The sequence below is a fragment of the Ureibacillus chungkukjangi genome (assembly GCF_044795995.1).
Lineage (GTDB): Bacteria > Bacillota > Bacilli > Bacillales_A > Planococcaceae > Ureibacillus > Ureibacillus chungkukjangi.
Map to the genome: position 1 here is coordinate 677,130 of NZ_CP085009.1, position 24,781 is coordinate 701,910.

The 24,781-nt window shown below is 36.4% G+C and carries 29 protein-coding genes; 17 read left to right on the top strand and 12 right to left on the bottom strand.

Translation table 11 applies throughout. From position 1 onward, the window contains the following. Window positions 1–77 precede the first annotated feature (77 nt). The 4 genes from LG296_RS03520 (at window position 78) to LG296_RS03535 (ending at window position 3,224) form a co-directional block, all read left to right on the top strand. Window positions 78–950, top strand: coding sequence for a YitT family protein (locus LG296_RS03520; protein WP_251400328.1), 873 nt, complete (start codon window positions 78–80; stop codon window positions 948–950). Between the two features lie 114 nt (window positions 951–1,064). Continuing rightward, complete coding sequence (locus tag LG296_RS03525; protein ID WP_404427481.1) at window positions 1,065–1,949, top strand: GNAT family N-acetyltransferase; 885 nt, start codon at window positions 1,065–1,067, stop codon at window positions 1,947–1,949. 81 nt (window positions 1,950–2,030) lie between these two features. Beyond that, window positions 2,031–2,498 (top strand): GNAT family N-acetyltransferase, encoded by a 468-nt coding sequence (locus LG296_RS03530; protein ID WP_251400333.1) that lies wholly within the window; start codon window positions 2,031–2,033, stop codon window positions 2,496–2,498. Window positions 2,499–2,513: 15 nt separating this feature from the next. Then, the gene (locus LG296_RS03535) at window positions 2,514–3,224 is read left to right on the top strand and encodes an AAA family ATPase (RefSeq protein ID WP_404427482.1); all 711 of its coding nucleotides are present in this window, start codon (window positions 2,514–2,516) and stop codon (window positions 3,222–3,224) included. Window positions 3,225–3,284: 60 nt separating this feature from the next. Here the strand turns inward: LG296_RS03535 and LG296_RS03540 are convergent, their stop codons facing one another. From LG296_RS03540 to LG296_RS03550, 3 genes are all read right to left on the bottom strand, one after another. Further along, entirely contained in the window at window positions 3,285–3,443 is a 159-nt protein-coding gene (locus LG296_RS03540) for a hypothetical protein (RefSeq protein WP_404427483.1), read from the bottom strand. A gap of 33 nt (window positions 3,444–3,476) precedes the next feature. Beyond that, window positions 3,477–3,683, bottom strand: a complete 207-nt coding sequence (locus LG296_RS03545; RefSeq protein ID WP_251400339.1) for a hypothetical protein — start codon at window positions 3,681–3,683, stop codon at window positions 3,477–3,479. Window positions 3,684–3,847: 164 nt separating this feature from the next. Beyond that, on the bottom strand, window positions 3,848–4,027 hold the full coding sequence (locus tag LG296_RS03550; RefSeq protein ID WP_251400341.1) for a small acid-soluble spore protein H: 180 nt from the start codon (window positions 4,025–4,027) through the stop codon (window positions 3,848–3,850). Window positions 4,028–4,323: 296 nt separating this feature from the next. Here LG296_RS03550 and LG296_RS03555 point away from each other — a divergent pair, with 296 nt between their 5' ends. Continuing rightward, window positions 4,324–4,515, top strand: coding sequence for a hypothetical protein (locus LG296_RS03555; protein WP_404427484.1), 192 nt, complete (start codon window positions 4,324–4,326; stop codon window positions 4,513–4,515). A gap of 62 nt (window positions 4,516–4,577) precedes the next feature. Here LG296_RS03555 and LG296_RS03560 read toward each other — a convergent pair whose 3' ends face one another. Continuing rightward, window positions 4,578–5,132, bottom strand: coding sequence for a GNAT family N-acetyltransferase (locus tag LG296_RS03560; RefSeq protein WP_404427485.1), 555 nt, complete (start codon window positions 5,130–5,132; stop codon window positions 4,578–4,580). A gap of 172 nt (window positions 5,133–5,304) precedes the next feature. Between LG296_RS03560 and LG296_RS03565 the strand changes: the two genes are divergently transcribed. After that, a complete protein-coding gene (locus LG296_RS03565; RefSeq protein ID WP_404427486.1) occupies window positions 5,305–5,781 on the top strand; it encodes a GNAT family N-acetyltransferase in 477 nt (158 codons plus the stop codon). 61 nt (window positions 5,782–5,842) lie between these two features. Here LG296_RS03565 and LG296_RS03570 read toward each other — a convergent pair whose 3' ends face one another. Beyond that, entirely contained in the window at window positions 5,843–7,834 is a 1,992-nt protein-coding gene (locus LG296_RS03570) for a methyl-accepting chemotaxis protein (protein ID WP_404427487.1), read from the bottom strand. Between the two features lie 234 nt (window positions 7,835–8,068). Here LG296_RS03570 and LG296_RS03575 point away from each other — a divergent pair, with 234 nt between their 5' ends. The 5 genes from LG296_RS03575 (at window position 8,069) to cyoE (ending at window position 11,993) form a co-directional block, all read left to right on the top strand. Next, on the top strand, window positions 8,069–8,713 hold the full coding sequence (locus LG296_RS03575; RefSeq protein WP_404427488.1) for an HAD hydrolase-like protein: 645 nt from the start codon (window positions 8,069–8,071) through the stop codon (window positions 8,711–8,713). Between the two features lie 78 nt (window positions 8,714–8,791). Then, complete coding sequence (locus LG296_RS03580; protein WP_251400353.1) at window positions 8,792–9,157, top strand: glyoxalase/bleomycin resistance/extradiol dioxygenase family protein; 366 nt, start codon at window positions 8,792–8,794, stop codon at window positions 9,155–9,157. A 174-nt stretch (window positions 9,158–9,331) separates the two neighbouring features. Next, a complete protein-coding gene (gene aac(6'), locus LG296_RS03585) occupies window positions 9,332–9,769 on the top strand; it encodes an aminoglycoside 6'-N-acetyltransferase (RefSeq protein ID WP_404427960.1) in 438 nt (145 codons plus the stop codon). 71 nt (window positions 9,770–9,840) lie between these two features. Next, the gene (locus LG296_RS03590) at window positions 9,841–10,911 is read left to right on the top strand and encodes an AbrB family transcriptional regulator (protein WP_404427489.1); all 1,071 of its coding nucleotides are present in this window, start codon (window positions 9,841–9,843) and stop codon (window positions 10,909–10,911) included. Window positions 10,912–11,108: 197 nt separating this feature from the next. Beyond that, window positions 11,109–11,993 carry a heme o synthase gene (cyoE, locus tag LG296_RS03595; RefSeq protein ID WP_251400358.1) on the top strand — a complete coding sequence of 295 codons (885 nt, stop codon included), beginning with the start codon at window positions 11,109–11,111 and terminating at the stop codon, window positions 11,991–11,993. Window positions 11,994–12,682: 689 nt separating this feature from the next. Here the strand turns inward: cyoE and LG296_RS03600 are convergent. Both LG296_RS03600 and LG296_RS03605 read right to left on the bottom strand, forming a co-directional pair. Continuing rightward, on the bottom strand, window positions 12,683–12,937 hold the full coding sequence (locus LG296_RS03600; RefSeq protein WP_404427490.1) for a hypothetical protein: 255 nt from the start codon (window positions 12,935–12,937) through the stop codon (window positions 12,683–12,685). Between the two features lie 196 nt (window positions 12,938–13,133). Next, window positions 13,134–14,516, bottom strand: coding sequence for a dipeptidase (locus tag LG296_RS03605; protein ID WP_107936002.1), 1,383 nt, complete (start codon window positions 14,514–14,516; stop codon window positions 13,134–13,136). Between the two features lie 308 nt (window positions 14,517–14,824). Here LG296_RS03605 and LG296_RS03610 point away from each other — a divergent pair, with 308 nt between their 5' ends. Beyond that, complete coding sequence (locus tag LG296_RS03610; RefSeq protein WP_107936000.1) at window positions 14,825–15,370, top strand: RNA polymerase sigma factor; 546 nt, start codon at window positions 14,825–14,827, stop codon at window positions 15,368–15,370. Between the two features lie 125 nt (window positions 15,371–15,495). Here LG296_RS03610 and LG296_RS03615 read toward each other — a convergent pair whose 3' ends face one another. Further along, entirely contained in the window at window positions 15,496–15,939 is a 444-nt protein-coding gene (locus tag LG296_RS03615; protein WP_107935998.1) for a MarR family winged helix-turn-helix transcriptional regulator, read from the bottom strand. A gap of 77 nt (window positions 15,940–16,016) precedes the next feature. Next, on the bottom strand, window positions 16,017–16,421 hold the full coding sequence (gene spx / locus LG296_RS03620; protein ID WP_107935996.1) for a transcriptional regulator Spx: 405 nt from the start codon (window positions 16,419–16,421) through the stop codon (window positions 16,017–16,019). A gap of 340 nt (window positions 16,422–16,761) precedes the next feature. Between spx and LG296_RS03625 the strand changes: the two genes are divergently transcribed. After that, window positions 16,762–17,025 carry a hypothetical protein gene (locus LG296_RS03625; RefSeq protein ID WP_107935994.1) on the top strand — a complete coding sequence of 88 codons (264 nt, stop codon included), beginning with the start codon at window positions 16,762–16,764 and terminating at the stop codon, window positions 17,023–17,025. A 17-nt stretch (window positions 17,026–17,042) separates the two neighbouring features. Further along, window positions 17,043–17,765, top strand: a complete 723-nt coding sequence (locus LG296_RS03630; RefSeq protein ID WP_107935992.1) for a nuclease-related domain-containing protein — start codon at window positions 17,043–17,045, stop codon at window positions 17,763–17,765. A gap of 302 nt (window positions 17,766–18,067) precedes the next feature. Here the strand turns inward: LG296_RS03630 and LG296_RS03635 are convergent, their stop codons facing one another. The 3 genes from LG296_RS03635 to LG296_RS03645 all read right to left on the bottom strand — a co-directional run bounded on the left by LG296_RS03635 (window position 18,068) and on the right by LG296_RS03645 (window position 21,129). Continuing rightward, the gene (locus tag LG296_RS03635) at window positions 18,068–19,636 is read right to left on the bottom strand and encodes an ABC-F family ATP-binding cassette domain-containing protein (protein WP_107935990.1); all 1,569 of its coding nucleotides are present in this window, start codon (window positions 19,634–19,636) and stop codon (window positions 18,068–18,070) included. Between the two features lie 75 nt (window positions 19,637–19,711). Further along, window positions 19,712–19,900 carry an SE1832 family protein gene (locus LG296_RS03640; RefSeq protein ID WP_107935987.1) on the bottom strand — a complete coding sequence of 63 codons (189 nt, stop codon included), beginning with the start codon at window positions 19,898–19,900 and terminating at the stop codon, window positions 19,712–19,714. Between the two features lie 179 nt (window positions 19,901–20,079). Beyond that, entirely contained in the window at window positions 20,080–21,129 is a 1,050-nt protein-coding gene (locus tag LG296_RS03645; RefSeq protein WP_107935985.1) for a PseG/SpsG family protein, read from the bottom strand. Between the two features lie 142 nt (window positions 21,130–21,271). On the opposite strand from LG296_RS03645, the gene LG296_RS03650 reads away from it, so the two are divergent. The 3 genes from LG296_RS03650 to LG296_RS03660 all read left to right on the top strand — a co-directional run bounded on the left by LG296_RS03650 (window position 21,272) and on the right by LG296_RS03660 (window position 24,755). Beyond that, window positions 21,272–22,093 carry an NAD-dependent epimerase/dehydratase family protein gene (locus tag LG296_RS03650; protein WP_235867546.1) on the top strand — a complete coding sequence of 274 codons (822 nt, stop codon included), beginning with the start codon at window positions 21,272–21,274 and terminating at the stop codon, window positions 22,091–22,093. Between the two features lie 189 nt (window positions 22,094–22,282). Beyond that, a complete protein-coding gene (locus LG296_RS03655) occupies window positions 22,283–24,121 on the top strand; it encodes a sodium:proton antiporter (protein WP_107935981.1) in 1,839 nt (612 codons plus the stop codon). Window positions 24,122–24,212: 91 nt separating this feature from the next. Then, complete coding sequence (locus LG296_RS03660; RefSeq protein WP_107935979.1) at window positions 24,213–24,755, top strand: NADPH-dependent FMN reductase; 543 nt, start codon at window positions 24,213–24,215, stop codon at window positions 24,753–24,755. The last annotated feature ends 26 nt before the right edge of the window (window positions 24,756–24,781 follow it).

The following is a 24,781-nucleotide window of genomic DNA, read 5'->3' on the forward strand; positions in this document are numbered from 1 at the left end:
GACAAGCTAACTTATAATTAAATAGGAAGTAAGGCATAAATACATACATATAAGTGAGTTTGAAAGTAGGAGAAGAGATGAACAGGGTTATAAAGAGAAAGCCAAATATAGCTAAAATTTTTGGAAAAACGATCATGATTATCCTTGGTGGGTTAATCGCGGCATATGGATTAGAGGCCGTATTGATTCCCAATAATGTATCGGATGGTGGAGTAACCGGTTTAAGTATCGTCGGGTCGCAGCTTTTCGATTTACCTCTAGGGGTTTTAATTTCTATCCTCAATATCCCGTTTGTTTGGTTAGGCTATAAGCAAATCGGTAAAAGCTTTGCCATATATTCAGTAGTTGGAATTGTGTCTTTAGCGGTAGGTACAGTATGGATGCACCATATACCAGCCATTATCGAAGGAGATACGCTATTAATCACTGTTGTTGGTGGGATAATCCTCGGGTTTGGGATGGGTCTGGCCTTACGTAATGGTGGTGCGTTAGATGGTATTGATATGTTAGCTGTATTACTATCTAAAAAATTGCCTTTTGGGACAAGTGACTTGATTTTATTTTTAAACCTCTTTGTCTTCATCGTTGTTTCGACTGTATTTGGTTTACAAGGAGCCATTCTTTCGGGGATTGCATACTTCATTGCTTCGAAGGTAATCCATATTGTGGAAGAAGGCTTAAGCGGTTCAAAAACCTTTAAAATTATTACTGCTGAGCCTGAGGTAATGGTAGAAACGATTCGTGATCGATTAGGTCGTAGCGCAACCTATAATGATGTCTATGGTGGTTATTCACATGAAATGTTCAAGGAAATTACTTGTGTCATCAACCGATTAGAGGAAAGCAAAATGAAAGTAATTATACAAGAAATCGACCCAGGTGCATTTGTTACAGTTTATGATGTAGCAGAAGTAAAGGGCGGAAACTTTAGAAAAAAAGATATTCACTAATATGTAATAGAAAGCGTTTCTGTAAAAGGAGACGTTTTTTTCTTTTTTTAAAAGGATTAATTTCAGAGATACCGAATTTTTAGTTAGAAGGAAAAAGAAATGTGAGGAGTATTTATGACAGGTACTATCGGGATTTCGCAAGATTTTAAAGAGTTAGCGCACTTTTTAGCTGAATTAAATAATCAAAAAGCCTTTCATATTGGTTATTGTGGACTTCTAGCTGATGAAATCTACGAAACCTTAGAAGAAGATTTTGTAGGGGATGATGGCAAAATTGCGTTTCTGGTTGCTAGGAATAGCTATGGGGAAATTGAGGCTGCTATCGGGGTGGATATAGACGAGGAAACAGCAGAAGTCTGGGGGCCATTTAATATAAATGCTACCTTAACTGTACAAAATCAACTGTGGGAGCAGCTAATGCAGGAGTATCCAACACTTAGGAATTTTTCTTTCTTTTTAAATAAAGAAAATATAAAGCAACAGGATTTTATGAATATGATCCAAGCAACTAAAACGGGAGAGCACCTTATTTTAGGGTTGGAGAAGAGAAATTTTGTAAGGGTTAAAGATATAAAGAGTACAGACTTTATTCAAAACGATTTTCAAGCTTTTGAAGCTCTGCACTCAGCAGCTTTTCCGAATACATATTATAGAGCTCAAACAATTGTAAGCCGATTAAATGAAGAGCATATATTAAAAATCCTCAAGTCTGAAGCAGGAGAAATGCTTGGGTATGCCTATTACGAGGTAGATTTGGACAGGAATGAGGCAGACTTACACTATTTTGCGATTGCACCAACTGCTCAAAATCGAGGATATGGCACTCTGCTGTTGAAGGAAGTTGTAACAGAAATATTTAATTTCAGAGAAATAAACGAGATGAAATTATGTGTTGAAGCTAAAAATGACAAAGCAAATCATGTTTATATTAAAGCTGGATTTGTAGAGAGAGATTTATTATATAGCTATAAATTTAATCGTAGTAATGGAATGAAGTAGAGATATTTTGAAAAATATGGTTGTAAAATCGTTAGAATAATTATAAAATAGGAACAAACGTTCTATTGCGAGGTGTGAAAATTGGAGCTTTGTTTTTATGGAGAGCAATATGAAAAAGCGATTAAACAATATCAATTAACTGAAGAACAGCTTCGCTATACGGGTTCACCGACTGATAGTATGGAACTGGTAAAAGAAGACTTAGACCGTTATGCCATATTAGCCATAGAGGAAGGGAAGCTTGTTACTTTCTTCAATCTACATGAAAATGCTGGGGTAAAGCCATATTCTACTAATAGTCATGCCATTTTATTAAGGACATTTTCAACGGACTATCGCTATTTAGGGAAGGGCTATGCAAAGCAAGCATTAGAGCTATTGCCTTCTTTTGTGAAGCAAAACTTTATTAATATAAACGAAATCGTATTAGCTGTGAATGTTCAAAATGATGTAGCGCAAAGCTTGTATAAGAAAAGTGGGTACGTTGATGAAGGGGAACGTAGAATGGGCAAAAAAGGTGAACTTATCATTATGAGTTATTATTTGTAAAGCGGGTGATGAAGAATGTTAAAGAGAATTGAGCTCCAACGAGAATTAATTTCTTCTTTTACTGAATACCCATTTTCGATTCCGGGAATAAAGGAACTAGACTATCTAGAGTTTCAAGGTCCAGTAACATTTTTTGTTGGCGAAAATGGTTCCGGTAAATCAACGCTCCTGGAAGCCATTGCTGAAAAATGTGGATTTAATACTGCTGGTGGAGGAAGGAATAATTATTACGATGTCCACCGTTCCGAATCTGCATTAGGTAAATTTATTAGTCTTTCATGGTGGCCAAAAATGTCAAATGGCTTCTTTCTGAGAGCAGAATCTTTTTATAATTTTGCATCCCATATAGATGATGTAAAAGCATTTAATGCATATGGAGGCAAGTCCTTGCACGAGCAATCTCACGGTGAATCCTTCATGTCTTTATTCTCAAACCGTTTTAATGGCAATGCTATTTATATATTGGATGAGCCAGAAGCAGCCTTATCTCCTCAGAGACAGCTTGCATTTTTAAGAATTATAAATGATTTAGTACATGACGGGGATAGTCAATTTATTATTGCCACACATTCTCCAATTCTTTTAGGGTATCCTAATGCTACTATCTATAGTTTTGATGAAGAAACTATACAAGAGGTTGAGTACGAACAAACTAGTCATTACCAGATTACAAGGTACTTTTTAGAAAATCGAGAGAGATTTTTAAAGACTCTTTTGGATGATTGAGGACAAAAATAAATGCACCAAAAGTATCGCGATAAATACTTTTAGTGCATCTATTATTAACTAATTATTATTGTTGTTATTGTTTTGCTTGCTGTAGTTATTGTTGTTATTTTCTTGAACATCAAACTCTTGAGCATACTCAGCGTTGTTATTTTGCTTATTCTTTTTTTGATTATTTTGATCGTTGTTATTTTTTTGTGCTTTGTTTTTTCTACTCATTTGTGAATTCCTCCAATATTTTATAGATTAAATTTATCGTTTGTTTGATTGCATATTTTTATCATGATTTGTGGCATTATTTTTGTTCTTAACCTTTGAGTCGAATTCTTCTGCTATTTCAGCAGTATTATCTTCTGGGTTATCTTGGTGGCTTGTAGTATTCCTATGCAAATGCGCGTAGGTTTCAAAAGGGTTGTGGGTTCTCGTGTTCATTGTTTCCTTGCTGTTTTTGTTACCCATGGATTCACCTCCTAGATACTAATTTGCTCTTGGAAAGCGGATTTATTCTATAAATAAAAACTACTTAGAAAAGCATTAAATGGTAATAAAGAAGGTGGATTTAAATAAATTTTTATTTTGTATTTGAAAGTCAAACAAGTTGTCGCTTAAACTATTTTTAATTATTAATGTTCCGTTAAATTTGATAATGAGACCTCTTGTTCTTTCTGTGGATCATCGAGGGGATAGATTCTTGCTGTTCCAGCGTCTGCATTTACATGTTGAATATAGACCTTTTCTCCGTTATACAGGACCTTTGCAATGACTGGTGATTCTGAAATTTCTTGAGCTCTTTGTGCATTCATTCTGAAATCCTCCTTTTGAAAATTCACTATCGTACTGCCATTTAATTATTTACAATCCTTTGCTAAATATAACGATCGAATCAGCACAATATTGTTTCCTTCCTTGGATAAAACTGTATGACGGTATATAGAAAAGTATTTTTCTGAAAAAATGAAACATTCGCACTTCCTTTTTCGTATATTAATAAAAGCAAGTCGAATTTGATGCAATAAATTGTCATTTACCAATTGCATTATTCATATATCATTACTGTTGCTGTTAAATAAGGAGTGTAAAGATAAAAGTGAGCTTTAACTTGAAAAGACAAGTTGTAATTATTATTTCCTCCCTTGCCATTATGATTGCAATTGGATTATCGATTGATATGTATTTAACGCATAAAGAAATTATGGACGCAACTAACGCATGTAATAATTTGAATGGGAATCCTATTGTACATAAAGAAGGTCTAGTTTCTAATTGGTCTTTTACTTGTGATGGATTATAGACATTTAAAAAACTCACCTCGAGGGGCGAGGTGAGTTTGGGACAGGGTTCAGTATAACTGTTTTATTTTTTGGAAGTTGTTTGTTCTAACCACTCATGCTCCAATATTCCGTAGAGGTGAGAGTCTCGCCAGCCATTGTGAATTAAAAAGTCGTCGCGAATTGTTCCTTCTCTTACCATGCCGACCTTTTCTAGAACCTTTACAGAGCCGATATTTCGAGGGTCACAGGTTGCAGAAATACGGTGCAGATTTAACTGTGTAAAGCCAAATTCGATAAGCATCTTTGCCACCTCTGTAGCGTAACCCAATCCCCAATAATCTGGATGTACAACATATCCAATTTCACCTTTTCTATCGATGAAATCTTGAATATTGATTTCTCCAGAACCGATTAGTTTATTCTCTACGATGACTGCGAAGACAAAGCGGGATCTAGGAACTTCATTGCTATCGGAAACCACTTGCTGAACGAACTCTAATGAATCATCCTCTGAATTTGGTCCCCAAGGCTGAAACCTGCTAACTGTTGGAAGCGAAGCATAGGCATGTACATCCATCCAATCCGTTTCTAACATTTCTCTTAAAGTAACGCTATGGCCAATTAAACTCGCAATCATTGAAATCCCTCCTGAAATACATGTCTTTAAAGATAGTTGAATTCTATAAGAAATATAAAAGTCCTCTAAAATAAAATTATTCGCATGCCTTGTAAAAAGTAATCATAATCACAGATTCATATAAAGGTTTTTCAAGATATTTAGCGAAAAGAATAGTTGGGTGAGTGTAAATATGAAACTGAATGTGTACAACATGAATAATCAATTCGCTATTCAAATACTAAATTGGAAATATAAACCTCCATATGATTTTTATAATAATGAGTACTCAGAAGAAGCTCTTGAAGAATTACTTGATAGTTCATACTATGCTTTAGTAGATATGGAAAATGAATTATTTGGATTTTTTTGTACTGGAAAATCAGCCCAGGTTCCAGCTGGACATGCCATGGGAGTTTACGAAGAAAAATTTATTGATATGGGACTTGGCATGAATCCAATGCTCGTAGGAGAGGGTAGAGGAACTGAGTTTTGCCTATTAATAATTAAACTAGTTGAAGAAAAATTTCAAAACACGCCTATACGTTTAACAGTTGCTAAATTTAACAATAGAGCTATTCATTTATATGGAAAACTAGGGTTTGTAGAAGAACATGAATTCGAAACTGAGAGAGCAGAATTTATGACGATGGTGAGAAGAAGGGAATAATTAATATTAAAGTGTCCCAAAGGGTACTAAAATCCTTTGGGACCACTTTCAATAAAAATTCTTATATTTTGAATTTACTAATTGCAATCGCTAATTCTGTACTCAAATTATTTAGTTCTTCAGATGCTTCAGCTACAGATTGAATTGCTGTTAGCTGTTCATCACTAGATGCACTGACTTCTTCGCAGGCAGCCGCTGTAGATTGTGCTGTTAGGGACATTTCTTCAATTGTTTGAACTACTTGATCTTTATAAATTACTATTCCTTCGATTTGAGAGATTACATTTTTAAATGTACTCTCCATGTTCTCAATCAATGTTGAGAGATTTGTGAATAGGGAACTCGTATCTTCAACGACAAGTCCTTGATTTTGGAATGTATTTTGCATCTCTGTCATTCGATTTGTGACTTGTTGTGACTCTGATTGTAATTCCTGAATTGTTGTTTTTACTTGTTCAGTTGCTTTTGCTGATTGTTCTGCAAGCTTTCTTACTTCATCCGCAACTACCGCGAAGCCTTTTCCATGCTCACCTGCACGCGCTGCTTCTATACTAGCGTTTAGTGCAAGTAAATTTGTTTGAGCTGAAATTTCAGAGATTGTGTTCATTACAGTATCAATTGCGCCTACTTTAATTTCAAGCCCATTTATTGCGTCTGCCATATTCATTAATTCATGCTTTGAATGAGTGAAGGAGCCTAGCAAATTATTCATCTTCTCATGCCCCATGATATTTAACTTATCAGTCTCGATTGTAATGTCGTGTAACGATGCTGTTTGAACCTTCATGTCATTGATTCTTTCGCCAAGCTGTCCTGTAGTTTCTGTGACAATATCTGCATTTTCAGATGAAGTGGTTGCACCGATCGCAATATCATTCACAGCATTGGAAACTTCGATACTTGCAGCACTTGTTTCTTCTGCAAGTGCACTTAAATGGTGGGAACGTTGCTCTACATTATTGGATGAATCTTGAACAACAGTAATGATATTTTTCATATTCGAAAGCATTGAGTTGAAATGCTCAGCAAGCTTGCCGATTTCATCCTGAGATTTCACCTTGATATTAACTGATAAATCACCTTGAGAAACCTCTTCCATTAAGACACCAAGTTTATTAATCGGTTTTAAAACGCTCGTGATAAATAAATATAAAACGATGAATGTTACTGCAATAATCGCAACTGCAATTAAAGCTATTACTTGCTGGATATCCTTAGCTAAACCGTGTAAATTATCAACTTGGTACACAGCAGATACTGTCCAATTTAAGTCTGGAACCTTTTTATAAACAATAACTGATTCCTCATTGTTAATAGTTGATTTTATATTGTTGATGCTTTTATCATCAACCTGCATTGCTTGTACAAATCGATCTGTACTAAGGTCTTCACCCATTTGGGAAGGATGCACAATAGCTACGCCGTTACTGTCTAATACAACTGGATATCCTTCATAGCCTAAATCAGTAGAAGAGAGCATATCTGTAAGCTCTGCTAATAAAATATCTACGCCTAAAACTCCAATGACCGTGTTACCATCTTTTACCGCTAGTGATCCTGTTATTGCATATTCACCAGTAACGCTATCCAGGTAAGGAGATGACCATACAAACTGATCTGGATTTTGAATTGCATTTGTATACCAAGGACGAGATTTTATATCTAAATCATTAATCCCTTCAAAATGTGGTTCAATAATTGTGTATTCACCATCAGTAAAGTAAATGCCTGAGGAAGCATCGTAAATGGATAAGTATTCTGCTAAATCAAAGCGATATAGCTGATCTGCTTCATCATTATATGTAGATGAATTTAAATGGAAATTTTGTATATCTGACGATGCAGCTAATTTTAATATACTTTTCTCGTAAGTAGATAAAAATGTTGAGATATTATCTGAAAGGCCATTTACTACTACCTTACTCTGTTCTATCACGTTATCCTCTGTTTTCGAAGTGATTAAAAGAGAGCTGACTGTTCCTAGAGTCCCTAAGCCTAAAACAATAATTATTAACACTATAGCAAGTACTCGCCATTTAATAGATAATTTCATAAAATCTCCTCCCGATATAGTAAAATAAGAATGTTACTATAATAACAAAAAATTATTTTTGAGTATGTTAAAAAAATGATATATTTAGTATTTTTCGACTATTATAAATATATAATATTATCTAAAATATAATTTTTTGAAGGAAATTTCCTCTAATTGAAATATAAGTAAGGTAATCTTACATAATGAAAGAGGCGTAATGATAATCAATCGTAAGTAAAGAGGAGGTAAAATATGAAACAAGCAATAATTTTTGATATGGATGGAACTTTATTTCAGACAAATATGATATTAGAACCAGCATTGGCTGCTACATTCGATGTTTTAAGAGAGAATCAGTTATGGTTTGACGAAACGCCTATCAGCAAATACCGAGAAATTATGGGAGTGCCATTACCAGTTGTTTGGGAAACTCTTTGTCCAGATCATTCTGAAGAAGTTAGAGAAAAAAGTAACGAGTTGTTTCAGAAAAAGCTAATTGAGATGATTTGTCTTCGCAAAGGGGAGTTATATTCTAATGTAGTAGAGACGCTCCAATCACTAAGTAACAAATATCCACTTTTTGTAGCGAGTAATGGTGAGTGGGAGTATTTACAGGCGATTATTGATACATATGAATTGAATCAATTGTTTCGAAAAATTTATAGTATTCAATCGATAGCTTCAGGTAACAAATCGGAATTAGTAAAGAGTGTTTTAGAAGAAAATAAAATAACGAACGCTTGGGTAGTAGGAGATCGATTGTCTGATATTATGGCGGCTAAAGAAAATGGATTAGTGTCAATAGGGGTAAATTTTGATTTTGCTCAACTAGAGGAATTAAATCAAGCTGACATCGTTATCAACGAGATGAAGGAATTAATGACACATATTCGCTAAGGAAACCCTATTATTTTCTCACAACCTTTTGGAGATAATAAGGAAAAATGATTTATGAATAGAGCTGGAGGAATTACATTGAGAAGTGCAAATCCCTATATATTTGTAGAAAATTGTGTAGAAATTATAGAATATTATCGGAATATATTAAATGGTGAAATTAGAAATGTTCAACAGACTGAGGATGGCAAGTGTTTGCATGCTGAACTTGTTGTGGGAGATAGTATTATTCACTTTTCCGATGACTTTGGAAAAACGAAGCAGGGTGATAATGTGCGAGTGAGCCTCGAATGTGAAAGTGAAGAGGAAATTACGAGGATTTATAATGATTTAAGTGTATCTGGAATTGTGACAGTCGAGCTACAAGAAACCTTTTGGGGTGCACTACATGCCAATTTGGTTGACCAGTTTGGAGTAGGCTGGCTTTTGAATTATCAAAAATAAATCGAGCATAATTATAACCCTTCTGTACATGCTAAGAAGGGTCAGAACACAACTGAATCATCCTTCTATATAAAAGCCGGTTTCCCCTAGAGGAAATCGGTTTTTATAATTGTATTAAATTGGAATTTGGTGGATAATTTACATTAAAGTGACTGATAGGGAGGGGAACGGTTGATGATTCAGCAAGCGACTTTAAATGAAGTGCGAACAGCTTCGGAATTAGCTCTATTACTGTGGCCAGATAATACAATTGAAGATCTCCTGCTAGATATGGAAGAATTGCTAGCTTCTGATCGTACAGCAGTTTTTATTGCGTATGAGCAGGGGGAGGCAATAGGCTTTGCCCAATGCCAGCTTCGAACGGATTATGTGGAGGGAACGAATTCAAATGTAGTTGGATATTTAGAAGGGTTATTTGTAAAGTCAGATTACCGCAAAAAAGGGTATGCCAAGCATCTTGTCGAGTGTTGTGAGCAATGGTCAAAAAGTAAAGGATGTACGGAATTTGCAAGTGATTGTGAATTACATAATGAAGAAAGTTTAGCTGTCCATTTAAAATTGGGTTTCCAAGAAGTAAATCGTATTATTTGCTTTGCTAAGAAAATTAATTAAATAGCTAGCTCAAAATAATTTATTTTATGGTAATCTATTTAGGAACACGAAATAGAAATGAGGGTTCCTCGTTGCATATAAAATCGATTATTATAGTTTTAATAATTAGCGTAATTGGTGCAGGGTTATTTGATGTGCTGGGGCTGCCGGTTCCTTGGATGCTAGGTCCATTATTTGCGGTCTTACTAAGCCAATTTTTTATTAAGTATGAGCTTTTTTGGCCGGTCCATTTTCGTAATATCGGATTAGTTGTAATTGGCGTTTCCATTGGTCAAACCTTTCAGTTAAATGTTTTCTCTGGAATGGGCTGGCTGATTTTTCTTATGTTTCTTATAAATATTGTTCTAGTAATCATAAGTATTGGGATGGCATTGGGTGTACAAAAATTCGGTAAGGTTTCCTTGAAGACAGCACTAACCTCTACCGTTCCAGGTGGTTTAGGGCAAATTGTGGTGTTTGCTGAAGAGGAAAAGGATATCAACTTAGCAGTAGTTACATATTTTCACGTGGTTCGAGTAATAAGTATCGTGATGGTAATTCCTTTTATTTTATCAGGCCATGTTGTTCAATCAGGGAGTGGAGAAAACCTTTTAGAAATACAATGGCTTCCAGTTGTCATATTACTACTGGCCTCTTGGGCAACGGTGTGGATAGGGAGAAGGATTAAATTACCGGTTCCATATTTTCTTACACCAATTTTGTTTATCATCGTACTTACTTTATTTTCTGTTGAGACACCTCATGTACCAGAAATTTTGTTACATATTGCACAAATATTTATGGGAGCTTATATCGGTCTTTTACTCAAACCGAAAATGCTTAGACTTGGAAAAAGGGTAATCCTATTAGGAGTAGGAAGTGCTTTACTATTAATTGTTATAACCTTTGGACAGGGTCTCTTATTGGTTCATTTTTTAGGTTATTCTTTATCTACAAGCTTCTTAAGTACAGCAGCAGGTGGACTCGATCAAATGAGCTTAATTGCTACGGCAGTCGGTGCAGAGGTTTCTGCTGTAACGGTATTTCAAATTTTTAGACTCCTATTTGTCTTTTTATTTGTTTTACCATTATTGAAGATGGCTTGCTCTTACATTGATCAAAAACAAGCGAAAGAAAATCATAAGGAGAAGGTGCTTCCGTAACGGACACCTTTTTATTTTTTAATTTAATTAGAACTTTAGGAAATTAATAGGAAATTCTACATAACTTTATGTCAATCTGTCATTGAATTTTCATATTAAATAAAGCTATGTCATTGTTGAAATATATAGTTCAGTGGTATGATAGAATATAGTGCTTCTCCAGAAGGATGCCTAATAATGAGGGGAAAAGACATACTATGCAAAACTATCTTGATCTCTGGGCTAAGACGGTTAAGACAGGGATTATTAAATCTAATTTAATTCCCATGATTGCTGCACTTATGCTCGCTTTATATACTTATAAACTAAATTTTATTGACCATATACCACACATCATATTTGCTGTTGTAGGTTCAGCTTTCATAATCGGAGCCTCCGGTATCTTTAATAACCTATATGATCGCGATATAGATGCGATTATGAAACGTACTCAATTAAGACCTACTGTAACAGGTACGTTAAATGCACGTACGATATTGATTGTTGGTATTATTCTATTAATTGCTGGACTGGCGATTCTCTCTTTAACTACTTGGCTTGCTGCATTTCTTGGATTCCTTGGTGTGTTCTTTTATGTAATTCCATATACTATGTGGACAAAAAGAAGAACGATTTGGAATACAGAAGTGGGAAGTATCTCCGGGGCTATGCCGCCGTTAATCGGTTGGGCAACAGTTGCACCAGATATTTGGTACCCGGCAGCTTGGGCATTATTTATCATCATGGTCATCTGGCAAATGCCACATTTCTATGCAATTGCTATTCGTAAAAAAGATGACTATGCCGCAGCGAATATTCCGATGCTACCAGTTAAAAAGAGTATGAGAAGAACGTATGTGCAGACAAATATTTATTTAGTCATTATGATGCTAACAAGCTTCTTATTTGTCCCTTTAAGCTGGGGCCTAACGCTTACTTCACTTATCTTGGGTGGGATTTGGCTTTGGATTAGTATTGTGGGCTATCGCCAAATGGACGAGAAAAAATGGGCAAATAAAATGTTTGCGTACTCTTTAATTTATATGATGGCCGTATTTGCTACAGTAATTATCTATTCAAGTGTGGGTATGATACTTCAATAAGGTGAAAAGGTGTCCTTTCTAGGGCGCCTTTTTGCGTCTTCAAAGGATTTGTGGATAACTTTTTAAGATAATTCTTAAAATTCTAATTATTTGTGGATAATGTGGACAAAAATCGATGAAACAGTGGATATGTGGGTATAAAAAAGTTTGAAAACGAATAGGTATTGCTATTTTGTGGATAACTTTATGCTGATAGTGGACTTAGATTTCCAACAGTATACTTTAATAAAAATTATCTTGTGGATAATCTGTTGCATATCAGGATGGGGATAGCTTGTGAAAGAGAAGTGGTTAGAGTTTCAGGGGGGAATGCATTGAATGGATAAGTTGTTATATAACAAAATTTATCGAAATTGTGAACGATATTGTGATAAAAATGTGACATATGGTGATATCGTATCCACAATCGTTAGTGGAAAATGATATGATAAAAACATCAAAAAGAGGATAATTATAAGTCCTTTTTTGAAAATCGCTCTTTAGTAAAAAAGTGGTAAGTAAGCTCATATGAACCTTTGTAAAAGCTTGATCGACAAGATATATAACCTCCCCTATGTTTATATATAAAACGCTTTCTAAAGGTTAAACTTGAAACAGCACTGTGCTTTTTGGCGTAGTGCTGTTTTTGTGTTTAAAATGAAAAAACCGATGAAATATATCATCGGCTAAAAGCATATTTTAATGTTCAATTAGAAGGCGATAAATGAATAGACACCAAATAAAAATGAAACAGCGGCCAATGAGTAATAGAAGATACTATTATTTTTCTTATTTTCTCTTTTCAACTCATATTGTCCCATAGCTAAAAAGAGGGGACCCATTATCATATATGCCCATGGTAGTAGATTTGGGCTCCCAACAGCGAACGTATATACTCCAATCAACACAAGTAACAGTCCCACTACGGGCTGCATTAAGACTACCAGACTCCATTTATTCTCCATACAAATCACACTCCTGTTTGAAAAGATACATGTTGCTAGAAATTAGCATATAAATTGTATATATTAAATTAATTCTACAAATATTTAGAAAATTCCTTTTTGTTACAAAAAAGAAATATTTAATACATTTGATTTATATAAAATTGGCAATAAAAAACCTAAAAGCTCAAAGATGAACTTTTAGGTTTGAGTAGTATTAGAATTTCAAATTGGAAACCTCATGTAAGTAATCGCCTAGTACGCGAAGTCCTTTGTCGAAGTTTTCTAAGTGGAAATGCTCATTTGGTGCATGGAAGTTTTCGCTATTTAGGCCGAATCCCATTAACACGACAGGTAATGCCAGAATTTCGTCAAATGCAGCTACGATAGGAATTGAGCCACCACCACGTGTGAAGGCAGTTGGTACATTATAAACGCGCTCATAAGAACGACCAGCTGCTTGGATTAATGGATGATCAAATGGTGTTAAGAAAGGAGCACCTTTGTCAAATTCAGATACAGTAACTTCAACGCCCTTTGGCTTATGCTTTTCAATATGGGCCTTAAGCAATTGAACAATTTCATTTGGATCTTGGTCTGGTACTAGACGGCAAGTGATTTTTGCTCCAGCTTCAGCAGGTAAAACGGTTTTAATACCTTCGCCAGAGAACCCACCAAATACACCGTTAATTTCTAATGTTGGACGAGCCCACGTTTGTTCTAAATAAGAGTAGCCTTCTTCACCGAATAATTCAGTTACACCAACTTCTTGCTTTAATGCTGCTTCATCAAAATTTAGCTCACGATATGCTTGGCGCTCTTCTTCAGATAAGGGACGAACATTATCATAGAAGCCTTCTACTTGGATTGTTCCATGCTCATCACGGAATGAAGCTAAAATATCAGCTAATGCATGGATAGCATTCTGAACACCGCCACCATAAAGGCCAGAGTGAAGATCACCCTTTGCACCACGCACATCAATTTGAACACCAGTAAGTCCACGTAAGCCATAGCATACAGCTGGTTTACCAGGAGCATAAAGACCAGTATCAGAGATTAAGATTAAATCTGCTGCAAGCTTTTCTTTATGTTCTTCTACATAAGCAGGTAGGTTAGGGCTACCGATTTCTTCTTCGCCCTCGTAGATGAATTTCACGTTTACTGGAAGGGTACCCTCTGTTGCAAACAATGCTTCAAGCATTTTTAAATGCATGTAAACTTGACCTTTGTCATCAGAAGCACCACGAGCAAATAATTTATTGTCGCGAATTACAGGATTGAAAGGTTCAGATTCCCATAAGTGAAGGGGATCCACTGGTTGTACATCATAGTGACCATAAAATAATATCGTTGGTTTGCCTTCTGCATGCAGCCATTCACCATAAACAACTGGGTGACCTGCAGTTTGATCTACTGATACGTTTTCAATGTTTAGCGCGCGAAGCTTGTCCGCTAACCACTCTGCTGCTGTTTGAATGTCTTGTTTGTGCTCAGAAAGGGAACTGATACTTGGAATACGAAGAAACTCACTAAGTTCCTCCAAATGCTTTTCTCGGTTTTCTGTAAAATAAGCATCTAAAATTTGTGATTGACTCAACATAAACCCTCATTTCCAAAATTATTTAGATAATAGAAATAGTATAGCATACGCGTGCCTGGTCCCAAAACAATTCAGAATAGTTTGGGTGCCAGGTACACAAACAATTCGAGAACAATTCAGAATAGTTCGTGTGCCAGGTACACAAACAATTCAAACACAATTCCCACACAATTTACGAAAATTACAAGGGATAGATTTGAAGCTTACAGGAATGTAATGTAATTGAAAGCAAATCCGATAGAGTGTAATACAATTTTTTGGGAAAATGTATACAGAAGGTAGTACGATATTGGAGGAAACAAACTATGATTAGTTGTTTAAATGGAATTTACGAGGAATATAATCGTTACATATATCATTTATGTTTAAAATTAACTCGCAACACAGCTGAAGCTGAGGATTTAATGCAAGAGGTTTGGGTTAAAGTTGTACGTAATGAAGAGCAGGTAGAGAAGGTTGACCACGTGAAAGCATGGCTTACTACAATTACAATGAATACATTCCGCGACCGCTATCGCAAAAATGTAAGAAGAAGCAAGTACATGATGAGTCAACCTGAAACATTAGACGTACCGATTTTAGATTTGGTTCCCAATAATGAAATTTCTACTGAAGAAAAAGTAGAAAAAGAGGTTGTAACGAAAATCGTTCAAGAGAAAATGCAGGAATTAGACGGAATCTATCAAAAAACATTATGGTATTTCTATGTTGATCAATATTCACTAGCTGAAATTTCAACGTTAATGAAGGTATCAATCGGAACAGTGAAATCACGTTTATTCCGTGCTAAAGCTAGATTAAAAGAAATATTAATTGCTGACTCATCCCTGCAGGATGTTGTGATGGCATAAAAGAAAGACTTTCCTTTATGGGGAGTCTTTTTTTGTGGGCACTAAAAAAGCAGGATGCGTTAAAATTGCATCCTGCTCGCCGTTTTGAATGGGGCGTTTTTCTCGTGCCTTCATTCATCTTCTCTTTATTTATTTAGTCCACTACCATTCACAAGACACTTTTCAAAAATGGTATGTAATGTTTTAATTTCGTCATTTGAGAGCATGCCAAACATAGTGTTAACCATTGTTGATACTTGCGCTCGAGATTCCTTTAATATCTTTTCGCCTTCGATAGTAATAGCGATTTGGGAAGCTCGACGGTCAGCGTTACTCTGCGTTTTTTCAATAAAGCCGCCATTAATAAGCTTTGTTGTTAAAACAGTAACTCCACCCGTCGTCACTTTTAAGCGTTCAGCAATCGCAGAAGGGCGTTTTGGACCCTCTTTCGCCAATAAATCTAAAAGTAATATATGAGATTTAGAAAATCCTAAAATATTTTGTTGGTTCCACTCATTAGCCCATTTACGCTCTAGTGAAGATACGACTTCAAAAAGAGAGGAAAGGGATTCATGCCGTTGGTTATCCATAATGTTCAGCTCCACTTACATAATTCATTTCGCAGGTCTTGTACTTATACGAAATTCACTTTCGCAGGCCGATTTGTTTAACCTTGTGCTGCGACTTGTTGCATAGCATTTAACTCGTAAGCACGAACTTTTCGTGGGATAAAACGACGAATATCCATTTCGTTGTAGCCAACTTGAATACGTTTTTCATCAAGTAAAATCGGACTACGCAGCATACGTGGGTATTGTTGAATTAAGTTATATAGATCTTGAATTGATAATTGATCAATGTCGATGTTTAAGTTTTTAAAGTCATTTGAGTTTGTAGCAATGATTTCGTCAGTACCATCTTCAGTCATTCTTAAAATATTTTTAAATTCTGCTAATGTTAAAGGTTGAGATGTAATGCGTTTCTCATTGAAATTGATTTCGTTTTCTTTTAACCATTTAATAGCTTTTCGTGAAGAAGAACAGCTAGATTGTGTGTAAATTGTAACTGTCATAAAATCTCCCCGCTTTCATATATTTTAAAGTTTTAAATATTTACTGGTAAGATGTTTTGCTTATATTAATATCTTACTAGTAAGTTAATTGTAAGTCAATAGCGATTTTGCTTTCGTTAAGTAAGCTTATTACATTAAATTAATAACCGTTTTCCTATAAATATATACGTCTTTCAAGAAGAAAAGTTTCATTTTTTTGCATTTATTCAAAAGTAAATGTGATTTGAAAATATGAGTTTGAATGAAAAACCCTATGAAAAAGTAGTTTTTCGTATTTTGATAGAGTTTGAGGAGATTAGTAAAATACAAGGGGGAGATTGAAAGATGTGAGGTGAAGTGAGTGGAAGTTGATCGGTCGAGCAGCAAAAGTGCAGTGGTTAAGTGGGAAAGGCAGGTTCCAGAGTCAATTCTGTTATTAGAGGCATTGTTGAGGAGATTACATTTAGATGAAGCGGATTATTTTGGAGAGAAATTAGGGCTCGAAAAGTCTGGATTTTACGGGGAACAGCGATTAGATCGAGAATGGCTGGATTTTCAGATACAGGGGCATTATTTCTTGTTGAACGGGCTAAAATTTGAAAATGAAACTGGGTTTACGCACTAAGTGGATGCTTTGTTTATATGTCGGAATTTTATCCTTGGCTGGAGGCAAAGAATCTCTCTGGTGGCATTGATATTATTGATGAAACCAGTCAATGCATTCGAACAAGAGTCGATGGAAGGGCAGAAGGATTTACAAATCCGGTCGATCAGGTGAGGCGACATGGTAGATTTGTCAGCGGGTTCCTGCACGAGCTAGGTGTAGCGTTGCCCGTTGTGTGCGGAGTGGTCTTTTGTAATGCGAATTCTATCATTGGGAAAGTGAATGCTCGCGATGTGCTAGTTTTTCAGATAACCGGTTTACGATATAAGCTGGATCAGCTGTATTCACAGTTCCAGCAACCAGTTATTACGGAGGAGCAGTTGCTGTTTATAGCAGATAAATTCATTGCCCGCAGGAAGCTAGATTCATGGAGGCCTAAATACGATAAAAGTAAATTGAGAGTTGGTGTCTTGTGCAGACACTGCCACCATCGCTCGCGCATGGAATATCGTTATGGTAGCTGGTTTTGCCCGCGGTGTGGGAATAAGGATGACAGGGCTTTTTATGAAGCGCTGTATGATTATCGGTTGCTGTGGGGGGAGGAGATTTCAAAAAGTGAATTCTGTGAGTTTACTAGGATTGAATCAAAGAAAACCGCATATAGGTTGTTAACAGGTCTAAAATTAGAAACAGTTGGTGCCAATCGGAACAGAAAGTATAAGATTCCTCCCAATATAAAGCAAATGTCCAATAAAAAATAAAAAGTGTCCAATAAAAAATAAAAAGTGTCCAATAAAATTCAAAAGTTGTCCAATAAATCCAGAAGCTAGGGAAACAATCAAATTAAAATATCAAATCTTCACTAACTCCCAACAACTTTTTGACTCAAATTCAAAAACTGCCAAATTAATTTTTTCAGCATGTTTTAGTCTCAAAATCTATTTATACAAAATATCATATTTTTACTAATACACACTGCATTTAACTCTATACCCCAATCCACCAAACACAAAAAACGGACTGAGCCCAAATTTCAGGCTCAATCCACTAACTAACTACAATCCTATAAATCTGTTTCTCCTGTTGTAAACCAGTCCTGTACGTTCCATACTTTTGTTGCTAGGCCATCGTAGAATTCTGGCTCATGGGATACAAGGACGATTGTGCCTTTGAAATCCTGCATGGCACGCTTTAGTTCTGCTTTTGCGTCTACGTCTAAGTGGTTTGTTGGCTCGTCAAAGATTAGCCAGTTTGTTTCGTCCATCATCAGTTTACATAGACGAACTTTTGCTTGCTCGCCACCTGATAGAGAGTTTAATGGACGTGTGATGTGATCTGTTTTCAGACCTGCACGTGCTAAAGCTGCGCGAACCTGTGCCTGTTCCATAGAAGGGAAGGCGTTCCAGACGTCATCGATTGGCGTGATTTTATCGGCTTTTACCTCTTGTTCGAAGTAAGAAGGCTCTAAATAGTCACCAAGGATTACTTTACCGTCTAGTGGTCTTACTTTTCCGAGCATTGTCTTAAGAAGTGTGGATTTACCCACACCGTTCATGCCGACAAGAGCTATTTTTTCTCCGCGTTCAATCATAAATGTAAGTGGGGGAAGTAATGGTTTTTCCTTATCATACCCGATTACTAGATTTTCTGCTTCTACCACATAGCGACTTGGTGTGCGGGCTTCTTTAAAGCTGAACTCAGGTTTTACAGCTGATTCAGGACGATCGATTCGTTCTAAACGGTCAAGCTGCTTTGCACGAGATTTCGCACGACCAGTTGTTGAGTAACGTGCTTTGTTTTTTGCAATGAAGTCCTCTTGTTTTTTGATAAATTCCTGCTGTTTTTCATATGCGTCGATATGCTGACGTTTATTGATTTCAGCTAGCTCTAAAAACTTCTCATAAGTTGCTGTGTAACGTGTTAGTTTAGAGAACTCAAGCTGGAAGATAACATCCACTGTTTCATTCATAAACTCTGTATCATGGGAAATTAGTAAAAAGGCATGTGGATAGTTTTTAAGATAGTTTTTTAACCAAGTTACATGCTCTTCATCTAAATAGTTCGTAGGCTCATCCAGTAACAATACTTTTGGCTTTTCTAATAATAGCTTAGCAAGTAAAACCTTCGTACGCTGACCACCAGAAAGTGCAGCTACATCTCGCTCTAGGCCGATTGCATCTAATCCAAGACCGCGTGCTACCTCTTCAATTTTGATATCTAAAGAATAAAAATCCCCAGCATCTAAGGCATCTTGTACTTCAGCCATTTGCTCTAGTAATTCTTCTAGCTCTTCGGGTGTTGCTTCACCCATTTTATTTGCGATTTCATTTAACTCTTCTTCTTTTTTATAAAGAGGAAGGAAGGCATCGCGTAATGCATCACGCATTGTGCGGCCTGCTGTTAAAACTGTGTGCTGGTCCAAGTAGCCATAGTGAGTGCCTGGCAGCCATTCTACACGACCTTCATCATGAATTGTTTGACCAGTAATGATACCCATTAATGTAGATTTTCCTACACCATTTGCACCAACTAAGCCTATATGATCGCCTTCAACTAGGCGGAACGAAACATCCTTAAAAAGGGTGCGATCACCAAAGGAATGACCTAAATTTTCAACTGTTAATATTGCCATACCAAATTCCTCCGATAATTAATTTAAGTTAGTGCCAAATTTGTAACCGTCTAATCCCGCAAAAAAACTCGCGGGCTACGACAACTCCGCGAGCTGTTTGTTCAGTTGGGCAAGTTGTTTTTCCATGTTGGAAAGGCGCTCTTCTGCTTTTGTAACTGAATCAGCATGACCTGTGCTTTCAAGCTTTTCGATATCACCCTGAAGATTGATATAGTCCATTTTTAACTCTGCAATTTGTTGTTGAAGCTCTGATTTTGTAGTCATGATAGTCGCTCCTTATCCTTATTCTATAAGTACAAAAACTTATGAACATTGTATCATAGTAGGACGTAATTTTTCATTAATAATGAAAATCCAGCTTTTACTAAAATTCCACATTGGACATAAGAAAAAGCACTTCAGACGAATCGAGCTCGTCCAAAGTGCTTGTAGCCCTAGGTAGCCTACAATGACACCATATTATGGCGCTCATAAGCAAAGTCTAGAAGAAGTGATTTAATCACGTCATTATTATCTTGTAGCTCAAGCTCAAATTGCTTGCGTACCGCACGTTCACGCCTTGCTTCATGTAGCAACATTTCCATAACGGCATTCTGAATATTGGATTGTTTCATTTTGCGACCTAAACCGAGGTGAATAAAACCATTATGCTCTCTAGGGAAAGCATTGTTTAGCTCACGTTCGTTTTGTGCAGCTGTAATGCAAGGAATACCAACAGTCGCCACTTTATATGGGGTATAGTTTGCATTACAAATGACAATATCGGCTTCAGGTAAAAGCTTTTCTAGTGCATGGTCATCCTTTAAAATCCTTGTATTACGGCGGCTTAGCACCATCATCTGCAAATCCTCAACCGAATGCTTGTACTCCCGGTCAATCGCAACCGTCACGCGTAAAGGGATTTGTAATTGGGTTAAATGGCGCAGTGTTCGATAAGTTAAATTATTTTCGTCCCCATCCTCATAGGAAACAACTATATGTGGTGGGCTAGACAGTTCGTTTGAAACGCGTTCGTTGGCAATGGTTTTAAGAGATTCCTTAACAGCAAAGGCAAAGCTTCCTGATAAAATATTTTGAGCAGTATTTTCCCTTACCTCCTCAAAAAGAGCAACAATATTGCAATCGGCTAATAGGGCGCCTTCGCCAAAGTCATCAAAATGAACGATTGTTTTGCAGAAGGGTCTTAGTTGCTCAATTTGCTCAACTAATGAATCCTTGCCCTCCTGAACGATTAAATCAGGTTCAAGACTACGAATCTGTGTTTTTAGCTCAGTATAATTATCAAATAGAATAGGAGAAAGCTGCTCGTCCGTGAAAATCTCGATAGCTTCTTGTCCATCCTGTTTTAAAAAAATATAGACACTCTCTTCATCCTTTAAAAGCTTTGCTACTGTTGCTACACGTTCAAGTGGATAAAATCCCTTTACTGTACTATGCTCAACGATAAAGACTATTTTCTTTTTTAATGAAGGTACACTTAGTTCATTCTGCATAAAATCCCATCCTTTCCCAGCTATTAATTAAATTATGGTGAAAAATTAGAAAGTATGTGTGAAAATTAAACTATAGAGTTTTCGCTTAAGAGGTTACTAGATTTTCAAGTTTATGCTAGTTTATGGACAAAGATGATAGGAAGTGAAAGAAAAAATGGGAATGCGTTCTGCAATTGTGGTGGGTGGAACCGGATTAGTAGGTTCAAACCTAGTAAACGTACTATGTAATAGTGAGGAATACGTATCTGTAACTGTTATCGCTCGTAGAAAACTAGAGTTTGATCATCCAAAGCTAACTGTAAAGATTCGCTCTTTTAATGAGTTAGAGGAAAAGGATATTGAGTTTGCCCATGAAATCTTTTGCTGTCTTGGGACGACACGTAAAAAGGCAGGGTCGAAAGCTGAATTTGAAAAAGTAGATGTAGAATATCCATTGCAGATAGCTTCGTTGGCTAAAAAGTGCGCTATGCATTTCATCATCATTTCAGCAATGGGGGCAAACGAAAAATCGAAAGTTTACTATAACCAAGTAAAAGGCAAGCTTGAAAAGGAATTAATGGCTTTAGAGCTTCCTCAGCTGTCGATTGTAAGACCGTCTTTATTAGTAGGGGAGCGCAAAGAGTTTCGATTTGGCGAGAAGATGGGAGAGTTGGTGTTAAAGGGCGTTAATCCTTTGCTAATTGGACCCATGAAAAAATACCGTTCCATAGAGGCAGTACAGCTTGCCATGGCTATGAAGGTGATTGCTTTATTTGGTAAAAAAGCCCCTGTTACGATTTATGATTCTGCCCAGCTTGCGGGCTTAAAAATGCCTGTAAAAAAAGAAGAACCGCCAGTATCACGAGAAGAACTTTTTAACTGGGATAAATTCAAAGAAGAAGAGTTGGACCCAATCGATGATGAAGTGGTGTTTAACCGGAATAAGCTCCAGGCAATGCAAGTGAAAAATGAAAGCCAACAATAAAAAACAAACTTAAGTAGGGAATGAAAGCACGTCCTCCGCAAATACTACATTTATGCGGAGGACTTTTTTAGCTTAAATACAACTAAGGCTTTTTAAGTATTCTAATCAAAAATGAGTTGACTATCCAATTTCGGGACATGTTAAATACTGTTTTTGTTATTACTAAATTGTTTTAAAAGGGGAAGTACAATGCTTGATTCAATACTATTTCAGATGGTTGCTATTGTCGGACTCGGAATAATATCACAATGGTTTGCTTGGCGTTTTAGACTTCCGGGCATAGTAGTAATGTCGGTGGTTGGATTAATCGTTGGGCCATTCCTGGGCTTGTTTAATCCAAAAGAGAGCTTTGGTGAACTGTTTAATCCGATTGTTTCTTTGGCGGTTGCGATTATTCTATTTGAAGGAAGCTTAAGCTTAGATATCCGAGAAATGAAGGATTCCAGACGTGCCATCTTTAGGATATCCACAATTGGTTCCTTATTAGCCTGGATTGGTGGATCCTTTGCAGCTCACTATTTAGCTGGCATTTCACTAGATGTTGCTTTTATCGTTGGTGGTATTTTTATCGTGACAGGACCTACCGTAATTATGCCATTACTGCGGCAGGCAAAGTTAAAGGAACGGCCAGCAACTATTCTAAAATGGGAAGGAATTGTTGTAGACCCATTTGGTGCACTGGTTGCTTTATTTGCATTGCAGGTAGTGCTATGGACAAGTGATAAGATCACTGGAAATTCCCTGTTATTGTTCTTTGGTGCATCGATTCTATCTGCCATCCTAGGAGTAGTAATTGGATTTGTACTGGGCAGGTTATTAGAGCATGGTTACATTCCTGAGTTTTTAAAATCACCCATAGTATTGATGAGTGTACTTCTGGTATTTGTGTTATCTGACACCATAATGCATGAAACTGGATTACTTGCAGTTACAGCGATGGGGATTGTCATGGCCAATATGCACCTTACATCTTTAAGGGATCTATTGCATTTTAAAGAGAATATATCGGTTATCATGATTTCTGGGCTCTTCATTATGTTAACTGCTTCGTTATCACCTGATACGCTACGGGATATCTTAAACTGGAATATGCTGATATTTGTATTGGCGATGCTATTTATCGTTCGTCCAATATCTATTTGGTTATCAACAATTGGTGTAGATTTAACAAAACAAGAACGAACTTTAATTGGTTGGATTGCACCAAGGGGAATTGTTGCTCTTACTGTTTCTGGATTCTTTGCAGGTGTTCTGCGGGATGAAGGCTTTGAGGATGCGGATATCATTACTGCTCTAACCCTTGCTCTTGTTTTTGCAACAGTATTGGCGCATGGCTTTTCTATTAGCTGGCTAGCAAGAAAGCTAGGTCTTAGAGCGACTGAAGAGGCTGGTGTGATGATTGCTGGAGGAAGTGCATTTAGTTCTGTGCTTGGGGAAGCAATCCAAAGCTTTAATAAGCCGGTATTAATCATCGACCGTTCTTGGGGTTTATTAAATAGAGCTCGCCAATTAGGCTTACGAACTGAGGTGGGGGATATTTTAAGCGAAAATACGGAATATCATGTTGATTTAACTCCTTATGAGACTTTAATAGCTGCAACAGAAGATGATGCTTATAATGCGTTGATATGCCAACACTTTGTACCTGAATTAGGACGCGAACAAATTTTCCAGACGCCTATTCATACTGGAGATCCAAGTGGTTACAGCAAATCAATCGGTGGAAAATACCTCTTTGATGAGGAATACGATATACATGCGTTAAATCGGTTAATTGAAGAAGGGTATTTAATAAGAAGAACGCATTTAACGGAACAATATACATTAGGAGATTATATAAATGATACTGACCATAAAACCATTCCATTATTTGCGGTGGACAGTGAGAATAACCTGGTGTTTTTGGCAAATGCCAAAAAACGATCCTTCGATGTAGGGACAACAATCGTAAGTTTAACCTCGCCAACACGCATGATGGAAAAGGCAATGGAGAAGGTATCGCATCAAGAGATTCCGCCAAAAGACTGAATTTTAATTAATACAAATCGGTTCCCTATTCCACTTCAACTGCATCTGTTAAAATAACGGATGGAAATAAAAAGGTGGAGGAAATAAAAAAATGAAAATATTACTCGTTGATGGCACTGTATTTGGAACGAAGACGGGTGCGATTTTGAGACAAATTGAACAATATATTACAGAATATAATAGCGATTTAGAGCTTGAAATTTTATATTTTGCTGATTTGAAGCATCAAATTTTAGATGGTAGTCCTCTTAACGAGGATATGAAAATGATGATTCAGAAATTTGAAGAAGCAGATGGCTATATTATTTCGACACCAATTTATCAAGCATCCATTCCTGGTGTATTGAAAAATGCTTTTGATATGCTTGATCCAAAGGCTATGCGTTATAAACCTGTTTCGATGGTAGCTAATGGTGGAACTTATCAGCATCATTTAGTAGTGGAAAATCAACTAAGACCGATCTTAGATTACTTCCGATGCCTAGTTACTCCAAATTACGTATATACACATGCTTCCGATTTCGATGAAAATGACAATATTATTGATGAGTCAATCCACACTCGCCTACGTGAATTAGCTTATGTATTTGTACAATATTGCAAATTAAGTGAAACCTTGCCGGATAATAAATAAAGAAAATGGATCCCTCAATAGTAGGA

Coding starts and splice junctions, on each gene's coding strand:
- LG296_RS03520 (WP_251400328.1), top strand. CDS start 78: ATGAACAGGGTTATAAAGAGAAAGCCAAATATAGCTAAAATTTTTGGA.
- LG296_RS03525 (WP_404427481.1), top strand. CDS start 1,065: ATGACAGGTACTATCGGGATTTCGCAAGATTTTAAAGAGTTAGCGCAC.
- LG296_RS03535 (WP_404427482.1), top strand. CDS start 2,514: ATGTTAAAGAGAATTGAGCTCCAACGAGAATTAATTTCTTCTTTTACT.
- LG296_RS03540 (WP_404427483.1), bottom strand. CDS start 3,443: ATGAGTAGAAAAAACAAAGCACAAAAAAATAACAACGATCAAAATAAT.
- LG296_RS03545 (WP_251400339.1), bottom strand. CDS start 3,683: ATGGGTAACAAAAACAGCAAGGAAACAATGAACACGAGAACCCACAAC.
- LG296_RS03550 (WP_251400341.1), bottom strand. CDS start 4,027: ATGAATGCACAAAGAGCTCAAGAAATTTCAGAATCACCAGTCATTGCA.
- LG296_RS03560 (WP_404427485.1), bottom strand. CDS start 5,132: ATGATTGCGAGTTTAATTGGCCATAGCGTTACTTTAAGAGAAATGTTA.
- LG296_RS03565 (WP_404427486.1), top strand. CDS start 5,305: ATGAAACTGAATGTGTACAACATGAATAATCAATTCGCTATTCAAATA.
- LG296_RS03570 (WP_404427487.1), bottom strand. CDS start 7,834: ATGAAATTATCTATTAAATGGCGAGTACTTGCTATAGTGTTAATAATT.
- LG296_RS03575 (WP_404427488.1), top strand. CDS start 8,069: ATGAAACAAGCAATAATTTTTGATATGGATGGAACTTTATTTCAGACA.
- cyoE (WP_251400358.1), top strand. CDS start 11,109: ATGCAAAACTATCTTGATCTCTGGGCTAAGACGGTTAAGACAGGGATT.
- LG296_RS03600 (WP_404427490.1), bottom strand. CDS start 12,937: ATGGAGAATAAATGGAGTCTGGTAGTCTTAATGCAGCCCGTAGTGGGA.
- LG296_RS03610 (WP_107936000.1), top strand. CDS start 14,825: ATGATTAGTTGTTTAAATGGAATTTACGAGGAATATAATCGTTACATA.
- LG296_RS03615 (WP_107935998.1), bottom strand. CDS start 15,939: ATGGATAACCAACGGCATGAATCCCTTTCCTCTCTTTTTGAAGTCGTA.
- spx (WP_107935996.1), bottom strand. CDS start 16,421: ATGACAGTTACAATTTACACACAATCTAGCTGTTCTTCTTCACGAAAA.
- LG296_RS03630 (WP_107935992.1), top strand. CDS start 17,043: ATGTCGGAATTTTATCCTTGGCTGGAGGCAAAGAATCTCTCTGGTGGC.
- LG296_RS03635 (WP_107935990.1), bottom strand. CDS start 19,636: ATGGCAATATTAACAGTTGAAAATTTAGGTCATTCCTTTGGTGATCGC.
- LG296_RS03640 (WP_107935987.1), bottom strand. CDS start 19,900: ATGACTACAAAATCAGAGCTTCAACAACAAATTGCAGAGTTAAAAATG.
- LG296_RS03645 (WP_107935985.1), bottom strand. CDS start 21,129: ATGCAGAATGAACTAAGTGTACCTTCATTAAAAAAGAAAATAGTCTTT.
- LG296_RS03655 (WP_107935981.1), top strand. CDS start 22,283: ATGCTTGATTCAATACTATTTCAGATGGTTGCTATTGTCGGACTCGGA.
- LG296_RS03660 (WP_107935979.1), top strand. CDS start 24,213: ATGAAAATATTACTCGTTGATGGCACTGTATTTGGAACGAAGACGGGT.